General features: G+C 55.8%; 19 protein-coding genes. 5 read left to right on the forward strand and 14 right to left on the reverse strand.

The window, feature by feature from the left end; translation table 11 throughout:
* Positions 1-51 precede the first annotated feature (51 nt).
* The 3 genes from VJ369_RS14600 (at position 52) to VJ369_RS14610 (ending at position 3,351) form a co-directional block, all read left to right on the forward strand.
* Positions 52-1,035: an FAD-dependent oxidoreductase gene (locus VJ369_RS14600; RefSeq protein ID WP_324092787.1), complete on the forward strand. Its 984-nt coding sequence runs from the start codon at positions 52-54 to the stop codon at positions 1,033-1,035.
* Positions 1,036-1,295: 260 nt separating this feature from the next.
* Positions 1,296-2,663, forward strand: a complete 1,368-nt coding sequence (locus VJ369_RS14605) for a TrkH family potassium uptake protein (protein ID WP_324092788.1) — start codon at positions 1,296-1,298, stop codon at positions 2,661-2,663.
* On the forward strand, positions 2,629-3,351 hold the full coding sequence (locus tag VJ369_RS14610) for a TrkA family potassium uptake protein (protein WP_324092789.1): 723 nt from the start codon (positions 2,629-2,631) through the stop codon (positions 3,349-3,351). Before VJ369_RS14605 ends, VJ369_RS14610 begins: the two co-directional genes overlap by 35 nt.
* A 68-nt stretch (positions 3,352-3,419) precedes the next feature.
* Here VJ369_RS14610 and secG read toward each other — a convergent pair whose 3' ends face one another.
* The 12 genes from secG to uvrA all read right to left on the reverse strand — a co-directional run bounded on the left by secG (position 3,420) and on the right by uvrA (position 16,876).
* Positions 3,420-3,671, reverse strand: a complete 252-nt coding sequence (gene secG, locus VJ369_RS14615; protein WP_096254582.1) for a preprotein translocase subunit SecG — start codon at positions 3,669-3,671, stop codon at positions 3,420-3,422.
* Between the two features lie 22 nt (positions 3,672-3,693).
* Entirely contained in the window at positions 3,694-4,509 is an 816-nt protein-coding gene (gene tpiA / locus VJ369_RS14620) for a triose-phosphate isomerase (RefSeq protein ID WP_324092790.1), read from the reverse strand.
* A gap of 3 nt (positions 4,510-4,512) precedes the next feature.
* On the reverse strand, positions 4,513-5,739 hold the full coding sequence (locus tag VJ369_RS14625; RefSeq protein WP_324092791.1) for a phosphoglycerate kinase: 1,227 nt from the start codon (positions 5,737-5,739) through the stop codon (positions 4,513-4,515).
* Positions 5,740-5,755: 16 nt separating this feature from the next.
* Positions 5,756-6,763: a type I glyceraldehyde-3-phosphate dehydrogenase gene (gap, locus tag VJ369_RS14630; protein WP_324092792.1), complete on the reverse strand. Its 1,008-nt coding sequence runs from the start codon at positions 6,761-6,763 to the stop codon at positions 5,756-5,758.
* Positions 6,764-6,963: 200 nt separating this feature from the next.
* Complete coding sequence (locus tag VJ369_RS14635) at positions 6,964-7,593, reverse strand: superoxide dismutase (RefSeq protein WP_096254578.1); 630 nt, start codon at positions 7,591-7,593, stop codon at positions 6,964-6,966.
* Between the two features lie 62 nt (positions 7,594-7,655).
* Positions 7,656-8,636, reverse strand: coding sequence for a DNA-binding protein WhiA (whiA, locus tag VJ369_RS14640; RefSeq protein ID WP_096254577.1), 981 nt, complete (start codon positions 8,634-8,636; stop codon positions 7,656-7,658).
* A 27-nt stretch (positions 8,637-8,663) separates the two neighbouring features.
* The gene (locus tag VJ369_RS14645) at positions 8,664-9,689 is read right to left on the reverse strand and encodes a uridine diphosphate-N-acetylglucosamine-binding protein YvcK (RefSeq protein WP_324092793.1); all 1,026 of its coding nucleotides are present in this window, start codon (positions 9,687-9,689) and stop codon (positions 8,664-8,666) included.
* 6 nt (positions 9,690-9,695) lie between these two features.
* Positions 9,696-10,589, reverse strand: coding sequence for an RNase adapter RapZ (rapZ, locus tag VJ369_RS14650; RefSeq protein ID WP_096254575.1), 894 nt, complete (start codon positions 10,587-10,589; stop codon positions 9,696-9,698).
* A 9-nt stretch (positions 10,590-10,598) separates the two neighbouring features.
* Positions 10,599-12,536 (reverse strand): excinuclease ABC subunit UvrC, encoded by a 1,938-nt coding sequence (gene uvrC, locus VJ369_RS14655; RefSeq protein ID WP_324092794.1) that lies wholly within the window; start codon positions 12,534-12,536, stop codon positions 10,599-10,601.
* A 2-nt stretch (positions 12,537-12,538) separates the two neighbouring features.
* Positions 12,539-13,210 carry a lysophospholipid acyltransferase family protein gene (locus VJ369_RS14660; RefSeq protein WP_105673745.1) on the reverse strand — a complete coding sequence of 224 codons (672 nt, stop codon included), beginning with the start codon at positions 13,208-13,210 and terminating at the stop codon, positions 12,539-12,541.
* Complete coding sequence (locus tag VJ369_RS14665; protein ID WP_324092795.1) at positions 13,210-13,908, reverse strand: HAD hydrolase-like protein; 699 nt, start codon at positions 13,906-13,908, stop codon at positions 13,210-13,212. The genes VJ369_RS14660 and VJ369_RS14665 overlap by 1 nt, the downstream gene beginning before the upstream one ends.
* A gap of 97 nt (positions 13,909-14,005) precedes the next feature.
* Positions 14,006-16,876 (reverse strand): excinuclease ABC subunit UvrA, encoded by a 2,871-nt coding sequence (gene uvrA, locus VJ369_RS14670; RefSeq protein WP_324092796.1) that lies wholly within the window; start codon positions 16,874-16,876, stop codon positions 14,006-14,008.
* Between the two features lie 466 nt (positions 16,877-17,342).
* Here uvrA and VJ369_RS14675 point away from each other — a divergent pair, with 466 nt between their 5' ends.
* The gene (locus VJ369_RS14675) at positions 17,343-18,170 is read left to right on the forward strand and encodes an SDR family NAD(P)-dependent oxidoreductase (RefSeq protein WP_324092797.1); all 828 of its coding nucleotides are present in this window, start codon (positions 17,343-17,345) and stop codon (positions 18,168-18,170) included.
* Between the two features lie 213 nt (positions 18,171-18,383).
* Here VJ369_RS14675 and VJ369_RS14680 read toward each other — a convergent pair whose 3' ends face one another.
* On the reverse strand, positions 18,384-18,761 hold the full coding sequence (locus VJ369_RS14680) for a GntR family transcriptional regulator (RefSeq protein ID WP_324092798.1): 378 nt from the start codon (positions 18,759-18,761) through the stop codon (positions 18,384-18,386).
* A gap of 83 nt (positions 18,762-18,844) precedes the next feature.
* Between VJ369_RS14680 and VJ369_RS14685 the strand changes: the two genes are divergently transcribed.
* A complete protein-coding gene (locus VJ369_RS14685) occupies positions 18,845-19,498 on the forward strand; it encodes an MBL fold metallo-hydrolase (RefSeq protein ID WP_324092799.1) in 654 nt (217 codons plus the stop codon).
* Between the two features lie 114 nt (positions 19,499-19,612).
* Here the strand turns inward: VJ369_RS14685 and VJ369_RS14690 are convergent, their stop codons facing one another.
* A complete protein-coding gene (locus VJ369_RS14690; RefSeq protein ID WP_324092800.1) occupies positions 19,613-20,404 on the reverse strand; it encodes a methyltransferase domain-containing protein in 792 nt (263 codons plus the stop codon).
* Positions 20,405-20,430 lie beyond the last annotated feature (26 nt).

Raw genomic sequence — 20,430 nt, forward strand, 5'->3', positions numbered from 1 at the left:
TGTTTCTCGTATGTGGGGAGCACCGGTTTTTGTGTTTTGAAAGGACTTCCCTTGAGCACCCAAGCACATTCAGCACAACCCGCTCGAATTACGGTGATCGGCGCCGGCGTCATCGGATTATCCAGCGCTTATGAGTTAGCAAGTGCCGGCCACCACGTTACCGTGATCGCCGATCAGGACAGCTTAGAGACCGTCTCGGCGGTAGCCGCAGCCATTTGGTTCCCCTACCATTCGGAAAACTCTCCCGCCGCGGACCTGTTACTTGCCCGTTCCTTGGCGCGCTTCGAAAAACTAGCTGACATCGCCGAGACCGGGGTAGATTTGCGTGCCGGATTAAACGTCGACCATGTTCCCGGAGCCGACCGGTCCTGGACAAAAATCGTGGCAAACGTGAGTGAGGCACTCCCCGCAGATCTGCCCGAAGGGGCCTTCGGCGGAGCCTATGCAACGGTTCCCATCATCACCATGAGCACCTACCTGTTATGGCTGAAAAACGAGGCGGCAAAGCTAGGGGTGACTTTTGTCCGTCAGACCATCAAGGATCTAAAAGAGCTGGAGCATGACGCCGACCTGGTGGTGATTGCCAGCGGGTTACGTGGAGGCGAATTACTGGGCGATGACGATTCGGTGTATCCAATCCGCGGACAGGTCCTGCGGCTGGCGAACACGAATCACCTGAAAAATTGGTTATGCGATGATGACTATCCGGAGGGGGTTAGCTACATCATTCCGCGCCGAGAAGACATTATTGTCGGCGGCACGGACACCGCACACGACTGGAACCAAGAAGTTGACCCAGAGACCGCGGCGCAAATTCTGCGCCGGGCCACCGCACTGGTGCCGGAACTAGCAGGACTACAGGTTTTGGAGCACAAGGTTGGTTTACGTCCGGCACGGGAAAGCATCCGCCTAGAACTAGTTTCGGACCACCCGGTACCAGTGGTGGCTGCCTACGGCCATGGTGGCGCGGGAGTGACCCTCTCCTGGGGCACGGCACAACGCGTTGCTGAACTCGTGGACGGTGCACTTAGCTAACGTAGTGCATCACCTGCATTATGGGCTCCGGCAATTGTGTCGCCGGAGCATAATCAGATACAAAACTACCGCTAAGGCATCGCGCACGAACAACGAAGAAGATTGACAGCCGGGACCTCAAAAACGCTTGTCCCCTTCACCAGCAGACCCGCCAATATGAGCTGCAAATCACACTAGACAAAACCCGGTTCAGGCGTAGTATTTCATTCGTTACTCCCGCTCGCGCATAAGCACGATGCAACTTCGAACGATGTGAAACGATGCGCGCAGACTCTTCTAGACCCCCTCACTCCAGGGGACAAATTTCACTGGCAAAACCTGCCCAAGTCGTCGCGTTGGGGTTCCTCGGTGCGATTCTTGTCGGTGGCTTGTTGCTAGCTACTCCATGGGCGCACAACGAAGGTCACTTCACTTCCTTGATTGATGCGATCTTCACCGCGACCTCCGCAGTCTGCGTGACCGGGTTGACCGTGGTGGACACGGCAACCTACTACACGCTCTTCGGCAAAATCGTCATCATTGTGCTCATCCAGCTCGGCGGCTTAGGGATCATGCTCGTCGCCTCGCTGTTGAGCATGTTGTTGATGGGAAAAATTGGCGCGCTGACCAAGCTCTCCAGTCAACGTGAAAGCAGCGCGCTCAGTGGCCAGGATATCCGCACCGCCGCTAAGACGGTGTTACTGCTGTCCCTGTCCATCGAAGCACTCACGGCCACTGTGTTGACCATCCGGTTCTGGCTTAGCTACGACCATAGTTTGCCGTTGGCGATGTGGCATGGCGCATTCCATGCGATCTCGGCCTTTAACAATGCTGGCTTTGCCTTGTACACGGATAATCTCATGGGCTTTGTTGACGACCCGTGGATTAGCCTACCGATCAGCTTTGCCATCATCCTCGGTGGCCTGGGCTTCCCCGTGCTCGTACAACTGCGACGTTATGGTTCAAACACCCTGAAATGGAGTATGAATACTCGACTGGTCTTGCTGATGACAGCAATCCTGCTTATTGGCGGCACCGCATTCATCACGGTCATGGAATGGAACAACCCCAAGACGCTCGGAGCACTGGATCCAGCCGGCCGGCTCTTGGCCGGATTCTTCCAATCAGTGCAGACGCGTACCGCGGGATTCAACTCCATCGACATCGGGGCCATGCATCCAGCAACCTGGCTGGGCATGGATGTGCTCATGTTTATCGGCGCCGGACCGGCGGGTACGGCTGGTGGCATCAAGATCACGACGGCTGCGGTCTTGGCATTCATCATCATTACCGAGCTACGGGGTGATGCAGCCGTCAATGTGCTGGGCAAGCGGCTCTCCCGTTCGGTCCATCGTCAAGCGCTCACAGTTGCATTATTGGGTGCGGCAGCGGTTTTTGCCGGGACCATGTGCTTGGTGTTGTTTACGGACTACTCGCTGGATCGTTGTCTCTTCGAAGTGACATCGGCTTTTGGTACCGTCGGGCTAAGTACAGGCATCACCCCTGACCTGCCAGACGAGGCCAAGACGGTGCTGATAGCCCTGATGTATCTGGGGCGCGTGGGAGTGCTTTCTCTAGGCTCTGCACTAGCCCTGCGCAATCGTAAGGCTCTCTATGAGCTTCCCAAAGAAAGGCCGGCCATTGGCTAAGCTACTAAATTTCCATTCAGAGTCAAAGATTGCCACCACCGCCGATTCGGTGGCAGTGATCGGGTTGGGCCGCTTTGGCAGTTCGCTCGCGTTAGAGCTAATGAAAACCGGCACGCATGTTTTGGGCATTGACCAGCATGAGGACAATGTTCAGGCGCTCAATGGCGAGTTGACGCAGGTAGTAAGGGCCGATGCCTCACGCCGTGAGGTTCTTGAGCAGCTAGCCATCCATGACTTTGACCGTGTGGTGGTTGCCGTGGGCAGTCACCTGCAGTCCTCAATCCTTTGCTGTTCACTACTCCTCAGCATGAAGATTCCGCTGATTTGGGCGAAAGCCCAGGATGACAGGCATGGGCTGATCCTTGAGCAACTTGGCGTTAACCATATTGTCTATCCGGAAAAAGACATGGGCCGCCGTGTGGCACACCTGGTCCGCGGGTCAATCATGGACTATCTGGAAGTAGACCCCGGATACGCCATGGTTAAGATGATGGCACCGAAGTCTCTCTGCGGGATTCCGTTGAGCGAAACCCAGACAAGAAGAAAGTACCGGGTGACCATCGCGGCCAAAGCCAGCGGAGCTGGCGTTTGGCAGAACACCGATGTAGACACGGTACTCAATGAAGGCGATCGGGTGCTGGTGCTCGGTTCCACCGTTGATACTGATCGGTTTGGACAGCTTCGTTAGCAGCATGCAGCATCACGTTTAACGAATTCGAGGGTCCCACGTATGTGGGACCCTCGAATTTTAGCCGCTTATGACTCGACGCTAAATCGCATCACTAGCGCCAAGCCGATAATGACGGCGCCCCAGACCAGACCGAGAATAATGGTAATTCGGTTCAGGTTGCGCTCGGCAACACCTGACGAACCCATCGAGCTGGTCATGCCGCCACCGAACATGTCGGACATACCGCCGCCTCGACCCTTATGAAGCAGGATCAGGAGGGTTAGCAAGACACTGGTAATGCCCAGTAGTACTTGCAGAATGATCTTGATGATATCCAAGTCGACGGTTCCTTAATTAGATTCAGTCGGTGACCAGATGGTGCTCGAACCTTACAATATTAGCAAATTCTTCGGCATCCAAGCTAGCACCACCGACCAACACGCCATCAACATCTCGTTCGCGCATGATTGCGGCGGCGTTTGCAGCCTTGACACTGCCACCGTAAAGCAGGCGCGCCTTCTGCGCAACTTCTTCACCGTAACGCTCGGTCAATGCCCCACGAATCGCGGAACACATTTCCTGAGCGTCTGCTGGTCCAGCAACTTCACCGGTTCCAATGGCCCATACCGGTTCATAAGCAACAACCAGGGTCGCTGCCTGCTCGGCGGTAATGCCCTCCAATGACTCCGCAAGCTGTGCCAGCGTGTACTCAACATGCTCGCTTGCCTGACGCACCTCAAGGCCTTCTCCAACACAAAGTACCGGAGTTACCTCGTGGCGGTAAGCTGCGGTAAGCTTCGCAGCTACCACAGCGTTAGTCTCGTTGTGGTACTCACGTCGCTCCGAGTGGCCAACCAGCACATAGCTGCAACCGAGCTTGTTCAGGAACTGACCGGAGATTTCTCCCGTGTACGCACCCGAATCCTGGGCGGACAAATCCTGAGCGCCGTAAACGACGTCCAGCTTATCGCCGAGGGTCAGGGTCTGCACACCACGGATATCGGTAAACGGTGGGAACACCGCAACCTCAGCACGATCATATTCGTGCTGTGCATCCTTCAGGGTCCACGCCAATTTCTGCACCAGGGTGATGCCCTGGACGTGGTCCATGTTCATCTTCCAGTTGCCGGCAATTAGCGGCTGACGCACATAGGCGCCGTTATTCGACATCGTCATAATTTAGCCTTCCAAAGCGGCAACACCGGGCAGGGTCTTGCCTTCAAGGTATTCCAGCGACGCTCCGCCACCAGTGGAGATATGGCCGAAGTCATCCTCAGAGAAGCCCAATGCACGTACCGCAGCAGCAGAATCGCCACCGCCAACTACGCTGAACGCCTCGGAATCAGCCAGAGCCTGGGCCACCGTGCGGGTGCCATCGGCGAAGGCTGGGATTTCGAAGACACCCATTGGGCCGTTCCAGAACACCGTGTTTGCACTCGTGATGTAGCTGGCGAACAGTTCCGCAGACTTTGGCCCAATGTCCAAGCCCAAACCGTTAGCGCCAAAGCTCGCTTCCTCGATCTTGTCGGCATCAAGTACTTCGTGCTCAGCGTCGGCACCAAACTTGCTGGCCACCACGACGTCACTAGGAACAATGATGTCACAGCCAAGTTTTTCGGCGCGGGTTAGGTATTCCTGGCAGACCGAAATCTGATCATCTTCAAGCAAGGATCCGCCAATAGCGTGCCCCTGAGCCTTGAGGAAGGTGAATGCCATGCCTCCACCGATCAGCAGCTGATCGGCCTTGCCAAGCAAGTTGTCAATGACTGCGAGTTTGTCCGAAACCTTTGAACCGCCCAGGACAACAACGTAGGGACGTTTAGGAGCCTCGGTTAGGGTTTTGAGTACCTTGATCTCGGTAGCGACAAGGTCACCCTGGTAGCTAGGCAGCAGAGCCGCAATGTCGAAGACCGAAGCGTGCTTACGGTGAACCGCGCCAAAGGCGTCATTCACATAAGCGCCATTTTCGCCGGTCAGCAAGGTCAACGCCTTGGCGAACTCCTCGCGCTCGGCATCCACCTTGGAGGTTTCACGAGCATCGAAACGCACGTTTTCAAGTACGAGAACTGAACCTTCAGCCAACGCTGCAGCGCTCTCGCGGGCAGAATCCCCCACGACGTCGGTTGCTACGCTGACCTCGAAGTCAGATAACTCGTTCAGCCGATGTGCGGCCGGAGCGATGGAATACTTCGAATCAACCTGGCCCTTAGGCCGGCCCAGATGTGCCATCACAATGACCTTGGCGCCAGCCTCGGTCAGTTTGGTGATCACCGGAAGGGACGCGCGGACACGTCCATCATCAGTTACGGTCGCCCCGTCGAGCGGTACGTTCAGGTCACTGCGAACCAAAACGTACCGCCCGCGGACACCGTCAGCGAGTAAATCGTCGAGAGTGTGAGAAGTCATGTCTCTAGGTTATCGACTAGAGGCTTGATCCCACGAATTCAACAAGGTCAACGAGTCGCGAAGAGTATCCCCACTCGTTGTCGTACCATGCCACAACCTTCGCGGTATTGCCGATCACGGTGGTCAAACCGGAGTCAAAAATAGCCGAGTGAGGGTTCGTCACAATATCCGAGGAAACCAATGGATCGGTCGAGTACTCAAGGTACTGCGCCATCTTGCCCTCGGATGCAGCCTTCTCGAAGGCTGCATTGATCTCTTCCACGGTGGCGGTACGCGCTAGGTTGACCGTCAGGTCGGTAGCTGAGCCCGTTGGAACCGGCACGCGCATGGCGTAACCGTTGAGCTTGCCCTTCAACTCCGGCAGAACCACACCGATTGCCTTGGCAGCACCGGTGGAAGTCGGGATGACGTTCAGCGCTGCGGCACGTGCACGGCGAGGATCGCTATGCGGGGCATCTTGCAGGCGCTGATCTGCCGTGTAGGCGTGAATGGTGGTCATAAGACCGTCAACAATGCCGAATTCATCATTCAACACCTTGGCCATAGGGGCCAAGCAGTTGGTGGTGCATGAAGCATTGGAGATGATGTGGTGGTTTGCCGGATCATACTTCTCGTGGTTGGCACCCATCACGATAGTGATGTCTTCATTCTTGGCCGGAGCCGAGATGATGACTTTTTTTGCGCCAGCAGCAATGTGCTTCTTGGCGTCTTCGGCTTTGGTGAAGAACCCCGTCGATTCGATGACGACATCGACGTTCATCTCGCCCCATGGAAGGTTTGCCGGGTCTTTCTCGGACAGAACCTTGATACGGCGTTCTCCGACGACGATGGTATCGCCATCTACAGATACCGGCTGGCCGACTGGGCCGAGCACGGAATCGAACTTCACCAGGTGAGCAAGCGAATCGATTGAACCAAGGTCATTGACGGCGACGATGTCGATATCTGCATTGTGCGCAAGCGTTGCACGCAGGAAGTTGCGTCCGATTCGACCGAAACCATTGATTCCAACACGAGTTGTCACGTGACTATCTCCTCTAAATGGGATGACGTTGCCACAACCGTGCTTTTCACGGAAGTGGCCTGCTTATCTAAGAGGACACTCCGTTGTGCCGTGATATGCGGACCTCGCAAAAATGCGAGGTCCGCAACACACTTGTAACATCCTACGCGATAATCGCGCAAAATGTGAGGTGAATTACCCGAAGGTTAATTCAATGTAAATTACTTACCTGGAACGATGAGTGAAGCGGCACCGGTGCGGGCTGCTTCGAAGCGTGCCTGGACATCTGCCCAGTTCACGATATTCCAGAAGGCCTTGACGTAGTCAGCCTTGACGTTGACGTAGTCCAGGTAGAAGGCGTGCTCCCACATGTCCAGCATCAACAGCGGGATGGTTCCTACTGGAACGTTGCCCTGCTGATCGTAGAGCTGCTCGATGACAAGCTGGCCACCCAGTGGCTCGTATGCCAGGATTGCCCAACCCGAACCCTGCAGGCTCATGGCCGAAGCGGTGAAGTGACCGCGGAAAGCGTCGAACGAACCGAAGAACTCGTCCAGAGCAGCTGCCAACTCGCCTACTGGCTTGTCGCCACCCTCTGGGGAGAGGTTGTTCCAGAAGATCGAGTGGTTGGTGTGTCCACCCAAGTGGAACGCCAGGTCCTTCGAAAGCTTCGGAATGTTGCCGAACTCGCCCTTTTCGCGGGCTTCTGCCAACTGCTCCAACGCCGAGTTTGCGCCAGCAACGTACGTTGCGTGGTGCTTCGAGTGGTGCAGCTCCATGATGCGAGCCGAGATGTTCGGCTCCAGTGCAGCGTAGTCGTACTGCAATTCAGGCAGTGAATAAACAGCCATGATTCTCCTCAATCTTCTCAATTGGTTGAATCTCCGCGGAAGGTCTCCCGCGGGGACAATTTTTACTGTTCCAGTTCATCTACTGGAACACTGGACTCTGTGCCAGGTATTCCCATATCACCGGCTTTTTTATCAGCCATCGCCAAAAGGCGGCGAATGCGACCGGCAATCGCGTCTTTAGTCATCGGTGGCTCGGCCATGCGACCCAGTTCGTCCAATGACGCTTGCTTGTGCTCCAGACGCAGGACTCCGGCGTAGCGCAGATGCTCGGGCACCTCGTCACCGAGAATTTCTAAGGCCCGCTCTACGCGTGCGCCGGCAGCCACGGCGGCCTGTGCACTACGACGCAGGTTGGCATCATCGAAGTTCGCTAGCCGATTCGCGGTGGCGCGAACTTCTTTACGCATTCGACGCTCTTCCCACACCATGAGTGCATCATGTGCACCCATACGGGTCAAAAGCTGAGCGATAGCATCACCGTCGCGAATGACCACGCGGTCGACACCACGGACCTCGCGCGCTTTCACGGTGAGGTCCAGACGTCGAGCAGCGCCGACCAGAGCCAGGGCGGCTTCCGGTCCAGGGCAAGTGATTTCTAATGCGGAACTGCGTCCAGGTTCGGTCAACGAACCATGCGACAAGAACGCACCGCGCCAGACCGCTTCGGCATCCGCGGTGGAGCCGTTAACAATCACCGAGGGAAGCCCACGAACGGGCCGTCCACGCTGATCGAGGAGGCCGGTCTGCCGCGCTAAAACTTCGCCATCTTTGGCGACGCGCACGATATATCGGCTACCCTTGCGGATTCCGGAACCAGAGACCATGACAATCTCTGCATCGTGTCCGTAGAGCTCGCCAATGGCGACCTTGAGTCTGCGAGCGGTCGCAGCCAAGTCAACCTCGGCCTCGATAACTATTCGCCCGGAAACAATATGTAGTCCGCCGCTGAAGCGGAGCATGGTCGAAACCTCGGCCTTACGTACCGATGGCTTGCGAATCTCAACCCGCGACAGCTCGTCTTTGACGGAAGCCGTCAATGCCATGAATCAAACTCCCTTACATAGATCCGATTAGGATCCTATTGCGGTAAACACCTCATGATAGGCCGCCGCTAAGCGCAACGGGTCGTGCTCGGCACGACCGTCAGATACCCCTACTCTACTAAAGAAGACACGCGCACCGAGTTTTTGCGCTGCCAGCTCAAATCTCTCCTTGTTACGAATCCGCGCTTCATCTGCGATAATCGCATCGAATTTTACTTCTGGAGCATAGCGTCCCAACACTTCGAGATGCGCTGCAGCGTCCATTCCAGTGGTTTCCGCGGTGTCCGTGGCAAGGTTCATGGTCAGCAGTTTTTTGGCGGTTGTATCGGCAAGGGCCTGACGCATATCGGGTAGCAATAAATGCGGCAATACTGAGGTATACCAGGACCCAGGGCCAAGGATGACCCAGTCGGCCAGTTCAATCGCGTCCAACGCTTCGGAACACGCTGGCGCGTCAACGGGTTCGAGATGGACGTTAGCGACCAATCCCCCACCGCCGGCAGCCGCCAGTCGGGCTTGTCCGTCGATGCGTCGCTTAATCAGCGTATCGGTCACTTCGTCCGCTTCAAGGACTTCACCATGAATGGACAAGGGAACGGTGCTCATCGGGAGTACCTGACCGCGTGCGCCCAATAGCGCACCGGCCCAGCGCAAGCCGGCTACTGGATTATCCAGCAGTTCCCAAAGTGCGAGAATCAGCAGGTTACCCACCGCGTGGCCGTTGAGCGGTTCTTCGGGATGCTCATCTGATTTAAACCGGTGTTGCATGACATCGCGCCAGGTACGGCCCCAGTCATTATCGTCACAGAGCGCAGCGAGCGCCATGCGCAAATCCCCTGGCGGCAAGACGTCAAAGGAGCCGCGCAAGCGGCCTGAACTTCCACCGTCGTCTGCCACCGTCACTACCGCGGTTAATTCGGTAGTTAGCCGGCGAAGTGCCGAAAGCGAGGCGGACAGACCATGTCCTCCACCCAACGCAACCACCGAAGGGTTGCGCATATCATCGGGCCGGGTAAGACCCTGAATCGGGATAGGTCCCGTTGCGAATGCCATCGAAAACTACTCCCGGCCTAGATCACGGTGCGTGATATTCACTCGCACGTTTGGCAGCTGCGCCAAGCGACGCCCCAATTCGATAGTAGTCGCGACCGAACGGTGCTTGCCGCCGGTGCAACCCACAGCAATGGTGGCATAGTGCTTGTTTTCGCGGCGGTACCCCTCAAATACTGGTTCCAGTGCCTTCAAATAATTAGTGATAAATTCATTGGTTCCCGGCTGACTCAAGACGTAATCTGAGACTTCTTTGTCTTTGCCGGTCTGCGGGCGTAGCTCGGGGACCCAGTGTGGATTGGGAATGAAACGTACGTCTGCCACATAGTTGGCGTCGGTAGGAAGACCATATTTGAACCCAAAGCTCATCACGTTAATACGCAGAATGATTGGCCCGGATTCAGCGAACAACTCGGTGGCCGAACGCGCGAGGTCATGGACCGACATGGAGGTCGAGTCCAAGATCAGTTCGGCAGCTTCGCGTAGCGGTCCGGTAACGTCGCGCTCACGTTGAATACCGTCGAGGATACGTCCGTCTTCTTGCAGCGGGTGCGGGCGACGGCCCTGTTCGAATCGTCGAACCAGAACTTCGTCGCTGGCATCCAGATACACCATGCGGTATTTCACCCCACCGCTGGTCAGCAAGGCCAAAGATTCACGAATCTCTGGGAACAAATCCTTCGAGCGAACGTCCATGACCACTGCAAGTCGTGCAATAGTTCCGCGCGAACGGCTCATCAGCTCGGTGAGCATCCCCAGCATCGATGGTGGCAGGTTCTCCACCACGTACCAGCCAAGGTCTTCCAGCGCATGGGCAACAGTGGTTCGTCCCGCGCCAGACATGCCCGTGACGATCACGAGCTCGGATTCCGGAGGTTTTACAGCTTCATACTCGGTGGTCATAACTCAAGGCTAGTCGACAATTTCACCGGTAGTCATGTTCACACCGGCACGTGAAGTATCTTCTAAGGATTCCTTGATGGAAGTCGCAAGTTTTTCGCCGACTCCGGGGACTTCCATAAGTTGTTCCAGCGTTGCAGTTCGGATCTTTTTCATTGACCCGAAATGTTTACGCAACGCTTCCTGCTTGGACTTGCCCAAACCGCTAATAGCGTCCAGATCCGAGGAGATCATCGATTTAGAACGCTTCGCCCGGTGGAACGTAATGGCGAAACGGTGCGCTTCATCGCGCAGCCGCTGTACTAAATACAGCGCGGCTGAAGCACGAGGCAAGATGACCGGGAACGGGTCTTCTGGCAACCATAGCTCTTCGAGACGTTTCGCTAGTCCGACCACCGGAATATCATCAATACCCAGGTCATCTAAGGCTTTCTGGGCGGCTGCAACCTGTGGCGGGCCACCGTCAACAATCACTAGCGACGGAGGGTAAGCGAATTTTTTCTTCTCGGTTGTTCCGGCCTCAACTTCCCCGGTACTAAACGTTTCCGGGTCAAGTTTTTCCTTCAGATACCTGTTGAAACGACGGTAAATGACGTCATACATGCTGGCAGTATCATCACGTGCAGCATCACCGGTGATCGAAAACTTTCGATACTCGCTCTTCTTCGGCAGCCCGTCTTCAAAGACCACCATCGAGGCAACAACGTTAGTTCCCTGCGTATGCGAAGCGTCGTAACATTCGATACGTAATAGCGCAGTTTCCGCGCCCAATGCTTCCTGGAGTTCTTGCATTGCGGCCGAACGCGTCGAAATATCTCCGGCTCGTCTGGACTTGTGCAAACGTAATGCTTGTTCGGCGTTTTCAACCACGGTCGAAGCCAGCGCTGCCTTGTCACCGCGCTGTGGAACCCTCAGCGATACATTGGATCCACGCAGTTCGGTCAGCCAGGTTGTTACGTCTTCAATATCGTCGGGCAAGGTCGGGACCAGCACTTCGCGAGGGATCCGGTCCGCATGATCGGCATAAACCTGAGTAAGCAGCTGCTCCACAAATTCCGCGTCGGTTAGATCCGCAACCTTTTCCACGACCCAGCCGCGTTGTGAACGAATTCTGCCATCTCTTACGTGGAAGACCTGCACGGCTGCTTCGAGTTCATCTGCATGGATACCGAAAACATCTGCCTCGGTATTCTCGGCAAGTACTACGGCATTACGTTCGAAGACCTTATTCAACGCCGCAATGTCATCGCGATAGCGCGCGGCCTTTTCGTATTCGAGCTTGCCTACTGCCTCTTGCATCTGACTGGTAAGTTGGCGCGTGAATTTCCCTGCTTCTCCACCCATAAAAGTGCAAAGGTCATCGGCAAGATCCCGGTGTTCCTCAGGGCTGATACGGCCTACACACGGTGCGGAGCACTTATCGATATAGCCCAACAGGCAAGGTCGCCCCGATGCTTCGGCACGCTTGAAAACCCCAGGAGCGCAGGTACGGACCGGGAATACACGTAAAAGCGTGTCGAGTGTTTCGCGGATTGCTTTAGCCGGGTAGAACGGGCCAAAGTATTTAACACCCTTGCGTTTATCCCCCCGCATTACCAGGGCCCGAGGGAACTTTTCATCCATCGTGATGGCAAGATACGGGTAGGTTTTGTCGTCCCGGAAGACGATATTAAAGCGTGGGGTGTATTCCTTGATCCAGGTGTATTCCAGCTGCAGTGCTTCAAGCTCCGAGCCTACGGTGGTCCATTCAACACTCGTCGCGGTGAATACCATGGCTCGTGTTTTAGCCGTGAGTCGCTGTGGGTTTACGAAATAGGACGCCAACCGGTTGCGTAACACGCGGGCTTTGCCGACATAAATTACCCGACCGTGCTCATCGCGGAAACGATAGACGCCGGGCTTTGTGGGGATGTCAGATGATTTGGGGCGGTAACTGGCTGGATCTGCCATAACTACTTCGCGTCCGGTGGCAACTGGTTGTACGAGTCGACGCGTTCCTGTCCGCTTAGCTCGGCAATTGCGTCGACAATCCTGTCGGTGGCACGTCGCCGCTCCGGCAATGGGTGTTTACGTCCCAACTGCTCGAAGTACAACGGTTCGCCGTAATGAATGGAGAATTTGGTGGGACGAATCCCTTTCGCACCCGCAGGCTGAAGTTTCTCGGTGCCAATTAGTCCCACTGGGATCACAGGAACACCGGTGGTCAGCGCCAACCAACCCACACCGGTACGTCCGCGGTACAACTTCCCGTCACGAGAACGCGTACCTTCAGGATAAATACCGATTCCGCTTCCGCTTTCAATGATTTCTACCAGCGAGTCCAATGCGGCCACGGAAGCTGCCTGCTCACCACGTTGTACCGGGATAGAACCGACAGATTCGAAGAAGGTCTTCATGGCTTTGCCTTTGATACCCGGAGTGGTGAAATACTCCGCTTTCGCAAAGAACGCGACATCTCGCGGAGTAAGCGCCTGGACGATAATCGAGTCTAGGAAAGATAAGTGGTTTGAGGCGACAATAAATCCGCCATCTTTGGGCACATTGTGCAGGCCGGTGATTTCGGGGCGGCACAAGGTGTGTAGCATCCCGCGGATCGAGGAACGGGTCATAGTGTAAAGACTCATTACTTCTGTCCCTCCTGCATCATTGTTCCTGCTAACTGCGCGGCTACTTCTTCGCCAAGCAGCAGCGCCGCAAGCTCTTGCACGGTTGCTACCTGGTGGTCGGCATCGTCCAGTTCGTTTTCAAGCGCGAATCCCCAGGCGACACCGATAGACGACACAGAATTTTCATGTGCCGCGTCGAGGTCGTAGTGTCGATCCCCCACGACAACGCAACTCGCCGGGTCTAGCTTACCTGCGGTGAGCGCGGCCTGAACAATATGAGTTTTACTTGATCCCATCGTTCCGTGTTCTGATGCATTCCCGAAGATCGCATCTAACGACGAATCAAGGTTCTGCTTGCTAATCAGTTCTCGCGCGATAGGTTCTGGTTTAGCGGTAGTCACCGCAACGTAAATCCCGGCTTCGCGCAAAGTCGTCAAAAGTTCGCGAATCCCGGGGTAGACCCGAGAGGCCGCCATACCTACCTCGGCATAACGGGCCCGGTAATCCGCAATGATCTCCTCGATATTCCCATCGTTGACACCATCAAGGGTGCGCAGACCGATCTGCAGGGGTGGACCCACCAACGCTTCGACAGCTTCCTCCCCCGGATCGCTGACGCCATTGGCCACGAGGGCTTGACGAATTCCGGATGTTATGGAACCCGCCGGGTCCACGAGAGTCCCGTCCAGATCAAAGAGCACACTTGTTACCGACATATTCACCTAGACATCTTCCCATGAAGCGGACTCACGTAAGCAATCCATAACTGAAATCGCATATTCAGTGGGTCCGCTTCAGTAGTGAATTGTTGAACTAGAGAACCTCGGAAAGGAACTTTCCAGTGTGTGAAGCTGCCACCTTTGCTACCTGCTCCGGGCTACCGGTCGCAAGAATGGTGCCACCGCCTGAACCGCCTTCGGGACCCAAATCGATCACCCAGTCAGCGGATTTGATGACGTCAAGGTTGTGTTCAATGGTCAACACGGTGTTTCCCTTGTCGACCAATCCTTGAAGGACCTTGAGCAGCTTGCGGATGTCCTCGAAGTGCAACCCGGTGGTCGGCTCGTCCAACACGTAAATGGAGCGACCATTAGAGCGCTTCTGCAGTTCTGCGGCAAGCTTCACTCGCTGAGCCTCACCGCCGGATAACGTAGTGGCTGGCTGACCCAAACGCACATATCCCAGTCCCACGTCAACAAGCGTCCGCAAGTGACGGGCAATCGGTGTGAAAGCAGCAAAGAATTCGGCACCCTCTGCTATCGGCATGTTCAGCACATCTGAAATGTTCTTGCCCTTGTAGAGCACCTGCAAGGTTTCGCGGTTGTAGCGCGCTCCATGGCAGACCTCGCACGGCACGTACACGTCAGGAAGGAAGTTCATTTCGATCTTCAAGGTGCCGTCGCCCGAGCATGACTCGCAACGTCCGCCCTTGACGTTAAAGGAGAAACGACCAGGCTGGTAACCGCGCAGTTTCGCTTCGTTAGTTTCTGCGAAAAGTTTGCGGATGTTATCAAACACACCGGTATAAGTGGCCGGGTTTGAGCGTGGAGTGCGGCCAATCGGCGACTGGTCGACGTGCACAACCTTGTCCAGCTGGTCTAGGCCCACCACACGGGTGTGGCGGCCGGGAACCTGCTTGGCACCATTGAGCTTATTGGCCAGCACCTTGTACAAGATGTCGTTAACGAGAGTCGACTTACCCGAACCGGAGACACCGGTAATCGCGGTGAGCACGCCCAGAGGGAAGTCCACCGTGACATCTTGCAGGTTGTTCTCCTTCGCCCCCACCAGTTTCAGCACACGCTTTTTATCGATCTTTCGGCGCTTGGCCGGCAGCTCAATCTGCTTACGTCCCGAGAGGTAGTCGCCGGTCAACGAGCGAGTGTTTTTCTTCAGTTCTTCCAGCGAGCCGGAGTGTACGACCTCGCCGCCGTGTTCACCGGCGCCCGGACCAATATCCACGATCCAGTCGGCCTCGGCGATAGTGTCTTCATCGTGTTCAACCACGATCAGCGTGTTGCCCAGCGAACGCAGGTGCAACAAGGTTTCAATCAACCGGCGATTATCGCGCTGGTGCAATCCAATGGACGGCTCGTCCAAAACGTAGAGCACGCCCACCAGACCGGAACCAATTTGTGTGGCCAGGCGAATACGCTGAGCTTCGCCACCTGACAAGGTGCCAGCTGCACGCTCGAGGGTCAAGTATTCCAACCCCACGTCCAGCAAGAACTTCATGCGGGCGCCAATTTCTTTTAATACTTGGTTGGCGATCTGCGCCTCGCGCTCGCTGAGTTCTAGACTGGTCAGGAATTCTGCGGCCGAACGCAGGTCCATGGCTGCCACCGCGGCGATCGATTTTCCACCGATCAGCACCGACAGTGACGCCGGGTTCAGTCGCGCTCCACCGCAGGTCGGGCAGTGGATCTGACGCATGTACTGCTCGTAGCGGTCACGGGCATGGTCCGACTCGGTCTCCTGATGCTTGCGGTGAACATAGGAGATGACACCTTCGAACCCGGTGGAGTACTTACGCTCGCGGCCGAAGCGATTCTTGTACTGCACGACCACCTTATGATCCTTGCCGTGCAAGATTGCCTGACGCGCGGCTGGCGGAAGGTCCTGCCAGGCGGTGTCCATGGTGAACCCCAGCTCCTTGCCCAGGCCTTCAATCAGACGGTTCCAGTACTCGGTAGTCGCTTTACCCAGGGACCACGGGGCAATGGCCCCCTCGGTCAAGGGAAGCTCTGGATCCGGGATGATCAGGTGCTCGTCAACCTCAAGCTTGGTGCCAATGCCGCTACAGGCGGAGCATGCGCCGAAAGGGTTGTTAAAGGAGAAAGTGCGCGGCTCAATCTCGTCGATGGCCAATGGGTGCTCATTCGGGCACGCAAGGTTCTCGGAGAATGCACGTACCCGCTTGGGATCATCTTCTTCAAGATCAACGAAGTCCACCAGAACACGGCCTTCGGCAAGGTTCAATGCGGTTTCTACCGAGTCGGTCAACCGCTGTTGCACTGTGTCGTTGATCGCCAGGCGGTCAACGACCACCTCGATGGTGTGCTTGATCTGCTTGCCCAACTTCGGTGGGTCTGAAAGCTGAATAGTTTTGCCATCTACCCGTGCGCGGGCAAAGCCCTTGGAGGAAAGCTCCGTGAAAAGATCAACGAACTCTCCCTTGCGCGCACGAACCACGGGTGCGAGCACCTGGAATCGTGTCTTCTCTGGCATTTCCAGCAGCTGGTCAACAATTTGTTGCGGCGACTGCTTGGAAATTGGCTCACCACATTCGGGGCAGTGCGGGTGTCCCACACGGGCCCAGAGCAAGCGCATATAGTCGTACACCTCGGTAATGGTGCCAACGGTGGAGCGCGGGTTGCGGTTGGTGGATTTCTGGTCGATCGACACTGCCGGGGAAAGACCTTCGATGAAATCTACGTCCGGTTTGTCGACCTGACCCAGGAACATGCGCGCATATGCCGAGAGGGACTCCACGTAGCGTCGCTGTCCTTCGGCGAAAATCGTGTCGAAGGCCAGAGATGATTTACCAGAACCGGACAACCCGGTAAAGACGATCATCGCGTCACGCGGAAGATCCACATCTACGTTCTTGAGGTTGTGCTCACGCGCACCCTTGACGATCAGACGGGACAAATCGAGTTTTTTGCTTTCTGCAGTAATAGCCACGAGGTAATACTAATCGAAAACTACTTCGAATAAACGTGGCATGTGGCACAAATCTGTGAGACGTTCGCGAAGGGCGATATTCGATTGATTTCTCGGGCCGCAGACTTACTGGTCCAGTGGCTTTTCGGGTGCCAGACAAGCTCCGTGGCTCGGCTGATCCAGGCCCGCAGATTCCTCCCAGCAAGACCCAGCGAGTTCAAATATTATGAGGAGTGTCAAAGCCCGGACCACGATGAATGGCTGTCTGGTCCCCGCGGTGGAAGCCCTAGGAGCTGGTTCGATCCATGGTTCCGCGTTTCCATTAGGATGAACTTAACGTCTTCGTCCCGCCAATGCGGAGCCGGACCACGGCAAGGATAGAACCACGCATGGAGATCTACCGGATGGACACATCCACGGGTTGCAGCAAGTATCGAACGCGATATCTTTCGTCGGGCGTGCGATGACATCTAGGAACGAGTTCAACATGAGAAAAACCATTGTCATCACCGGCGGTAGCGACGGCATCGGCGCAGCCGCTGCGCGCAAGCTAGTTGCAGGTGGTCATCGCGTCGTCATCGTTGGACGTTCGCTGGGCAAAACTAAGGACCTGGCCGCCGAGCTCGACATTCCCTTTTATGTGGCGGATTTCGCCGACCTTGCTCAGGTGCAGCGGCTCGCGAGCACGCTCCTAGAGTCATACCCTGTGATCAACGTACTAGCGAACAATGCCGGCGGTATCATGGGGCCACGTGTCATTACGGTCGACGGGTATGAGAAGACATTTCAGGTTAACCACCTCGCACCCTTTCTGCTAACTCGTTTGCTCATGCCAGCACTCGTCGCAGGGAGCGCCACCGTCATTCAAACAGCCAGTGTGGCTGCTCGCGTTTTCGCACGGTTGGACCTCGATGACCTGCAAAATGCGGTCGGTTACGCGCCGCAGAAGGCCTATGGCAATGCAAAACTTGCCAATATCCTCTTTACTCAAGAATTACAGCACCGGTTCGGGGCGCGTGGTGTTACTGCGGTTGCTTTCCACCCGGGTATCGTCGCAAGCAACTTTGCCAGTGACACCACGCACTTCATGCGACGTGTCTATCACGGACCGCTCAAACTTCTTTTTACCGTAACTCCGGAACAGGGTGCAGACCAGCTAATTTGGCTTGCTCAAGGAACCCCGAATGAATCGTTCCTTCCAGGCGCATATTACGAGACCCGCAGAATCGCTACAAAAGTTAATCCCCAGATGCATGTTCCGCGGATCGCGACACAGCTCTGGACGAAGTCGGAGCTGCTTCTGAAAGGGTTCTGAGGTTCAGCCAGATCTTCCCTGGAGCACTTCCAAACAGTGGATCATACCAACGCCATCAGAGCGGTAAGATTCCATGTCAGCGTACCCCTCCCCGAGCAACGAGTGACTCGGACCGTCCTCGTCGCTTAGTGCTGAACCAATACCCTGAGGCTTCTTTCGCCGGATGCAATTCGGACGCATTGAGGAGAGAGCCAAGCTACGGCATCGATAGGCTTAGCGTGGCAATGAGCTGAAGGCTGCCCGCAAATACTTCACCGCGGTTTCTTCATCGACTGACCAGGTCTGGGAGACCCTCGCCAGGTCGGCTGCGGCGTCGCTGACCTCCTGATCACCTCGATCATCCGTTGCTTGCACGATCGTTCCATGGCGCCCACGAGTCACCACAGCACCCTGCGCTTCAAGTTCCTTGTAAACCTTCGCGACGGTGTTCACCGCAAGATCGAGGTCACCGGCGAGCGCTCGGACCGAAGGCAGCTTCGTCCCCGGGGCCAAATCATTGCGCGCGATACTAGCTAAGATCTGTTCGCGGACCTGCTGGTACGGTGCCACACCCGATGTGGGGTCGATACGGATAAAATCGAGGACAGCCATGGGTGCTCCATTCAGTGCAATGTATTTGAGTGACCACCAGAGCCTATCGCGTTCGAGCGTCGGCCCCACGTAGGCTAAAGCGTATGAGCGAACTTCTCTTAAACGATGTCACCATTCGTTCGGTGAGCGTGTCCGACATGAATAACAATGTCTACCTGGTAACCGAACGCGCTAGTGGAAAACAATTGATCATCGATGCGGCCGATAATATGCCGGCGATTCAAGAACTTATTGACAGTGCAGCATCAGACGGACCTGCACCTCAGATAGTTGGCATCGCGACAACCCACGAGCATTGGGATCACGTACGCGCGCTGTCCGAAGCTGTTACAACATACAAGGTTCCTACCTATGCAGGGAATGAGGACGTTGCTGGCATTGGCAAAGAGTCGGGGGTGGAGATTTCGGACGGTTTGAAGCATGGGGATCAGATCCTAATTGGAGAAGTGCAGCTTGAGGCAATTCATCTGCGTGGCCATACTCCTGGGTCCATTGCCTATGCACTGCGTGACGCTTCGGGAGTGCAGGTCATCTTCAGTGGCGACAGTCTTTTTCCCGGTGGGGTAGGTAATACGTGGAAAGACCCCGAACGTTTCGAGTCGCTGATCAACGATGTATCCGAACGTATATTCGAAAGATTCCCGGATGAGACCCATGTCCTTCCCGGACATGGAGGCTCCACCACCGTGGGAAACGAACGGCCGCACCTGGACGAGTGGCGTCAGCGCGGCTGGTAAAGGCTGGCAACCATCAAAGAAGATGTACTCCTGTATGAGGTCAGGGATCCACGGATGTTCTCATCCGTGGATCCCTGACTCGCAATCTCAGACATTCCCTGACGCAGGTTACTTTCAGCTGAGTTTGCGGCCGATCATGAAGATTCTTCGGAACGGAAAATTTGTTAGCTCTGAACCGTCCGGCCCTGCAAATGACGGATAGTGTGTAGAAACCTCGCGTGAATAGTCCGTTTCGAAATCTAGGTAATCCTTGTCGCTGAGAGCTGCTCTGACCGGCAACAGCGCCGTTCCACGCACCCAGTCCAGAATTGGATCCTGGCCGATCATCACCTGATGAAAGGTCGTCTCCCAGACGTTGGCTTGAAATCCCGCCTCAAGCAACAGTTGCTGGTAGAACTCCGGTTCGCTTACGGCGTCATCATGGCGAAGCACCCCGGAAAGCCGCTCTTCCCATTTACTCGAGTCCGCCATCTGTCGCATCACGGTGTGTGCGGCCGAGCCAAAGTTCCCCGGCACCTGTATGGCTATGTACGCACCGGTCTTCAGATCGTGCAGCCAGGTCTTCAACAGCTGACGGTGTTCGGGGAGCCACTGCAACATCGCATTTGAAAAGAGCAGATCAACTTCGTCGTCTGGGTGCCACTGGCGCGCATCAACCAGTTCAAAGTCTAGATTCTGCAGTCGTACCGTGTCTTGAGCCTTGGCGATCATTTCCGGCGACGAATCTAGTCCTTTCACTTGTGCAGCAGGCCACCGTTGAGCCAACAGGTTTGTCTTATTGCCCGGGCCACAGCCTAGATCCACAACCACTCGGGGTGAGATGTCGCCTAACTGCCCTAATAAATCTTCGTAGGGCCGCCCGCGGTAATCGGCGAATTCTGTATATTTGCTCGGATCCCACTTCATGTTCGCCAGCCTAGCCCCACACTACT

The sequence above is a fragment of the Glutamicibacter sp. genome (assembly GCF_035257265.1).
Taxonomy (GTDB): domain Bacteria; phylum Actinomycetota; class Actinomycetes; order Actinomycetales; family Micrococcaceae; genus Glutamicibacter.